The sequence below is a fragment of the Okeania sp. SIO2F4 genome, assembly GCF_010672385.1.
Classification (GTDB): Bacteria; Cyanobacteriota; Cyanobacteriia; order Cyanobacteriales; family Microcoleaceae; genus Trichodesmium.
In genome coordinates this window covers 1-1,372 of record NZ_JAAHGT010001411.1, presented here as the reverse complement: position 1 = coordinate 1,372, position 1,372 = coordinate 1, and the positions used below count along the sequence as shown (strand labels likewise).

Genomic DNA, 1,372 nt, shown 5'->3' with positions numbered 1-1,372 from the left:
AAATAATTAATTATGACAAGTTTAGAAATAATAATTTTTGCTTTAATACCAACTATAGCTTGGGCAATTGGAATTGTATTTGCTCCAGTTGATAAGTTTTAAAATTGGCACTTTGTAGGTTGGGTTGACAAAGGAAACCCAACTACATAATTTAAAACTTCATCCGTGTCCTATCCCCGGAAAGAATAAAAATTTCCCAATAATCAAAAGGAAAAAATTGTTCAGCAAGAGATATTTATCATATCATTCTGTTGTTATATCAAGTGGATTTTCTATAAACTGAATAAATTTTTTCCCTAAGTCTGTTGTTCTACTTTTTTGAAAGGTATTTTTTACATTAGATATAATTGAGTCAATATCTTCAGTATGTTTAAAAGTTATAAAGTTGTTTTCATCCTTACGACGAGGTTGAAAAGGATTTAATTGTGATGTTATTTGCTCTATTTCATCAAGTTCTTGTTTTAATATTTCTTCTGCATCATCAAAATCAATAGTTGGAGGTTCTTCTTCAAAAGTTTTATATACTTCTCTCAACTTAATCAATCCCTTACCACTTAATTCTAGTAATATTTGATTGTAAAAAATACGATTTTCCTCTAAATATGGTAAATCAGCTAAAAATTCTTCTTCCTTATAATTATCTATATAATGCAGTATTCTAAATAATCTAATATGAGATACAGTAAATTCATCAATCCATCTAAGAAAAATTGCCTGAATATCATCTTTGAAAGAGTTAGGAATAGCTGAATTTAAAACTGCATTTCTCAGTGCTTCTAATTTTTCTTGTTGATGTTCACACTCAGCAATACGGATAGCCTTTTTAAAAGTTGTCTGAAATGTTGGATCGTCAAAACTTACAGAATCAATCTGTTGTTTCAAAATCAATAATTCTTGTACTAATTCTTCTAAAAAATTATGCAATCTTTGACTAGAAGGTTCTTTAATATAAGTCTCATAAAAAGGTACCAATAATGAACCTACTACTGGAATAGCACCAACTAATCCTTTCCCAGCATTATAATTTTTATCTTTATTATTTCCTTGCTTTAATAACTCTAATTTTTGTTGTAATTCCGAATTATTATTTGTATCGCTCATTAAAAATTGCCTCGTATAGTTAATCATAGTTAAATATTGTAACGAGGTTTATTTGAACCCGACTTGTAGTGAAAACCCTACTTTTGATAATTTAGGTAAAAAGCTAACAATTAAAAACCTGAAACTAATTATTTTTATAATCTACAAAAAGAGGCAATATTAATATGAAATACAAAAAATTGTGCAAATATACGAATCACCCCATCGCCCTATCACCCCATCACCCCATCACCCCATCTCCCCAAAATCGGAAGAGCGTCGGTTAGGGAAA

General features: G+C 29.1%; 1 protein-coding gene. It reads right to left on the bottom strand.

Translation table 11 applies throughout. The annotated features are described in order from the left end of the window. Positions 1–243 precede the first annotated feature (243 nt). Positions 244–1,101, bottom strand: coding sequence for a hypothetical protein (locus F6K22_RS40840; RefSeq protein WP_293110873.1), 858 nt, complete (start codon positions 1,099–1,101; stop codon positions 244–246). Positions 1,102–1,372: the final 271 nt, after the last annotated feature.

What these genes read in the sequence shown, in the direction of transcription:
- F6K22_RS40840 (WP_293110873.1), bottom strand. Translation starts at nt 1,101, where the DNA reads ATGAGCGATACAAATAATAATTCGGAATTACAACAAAAATTAGAGTTA.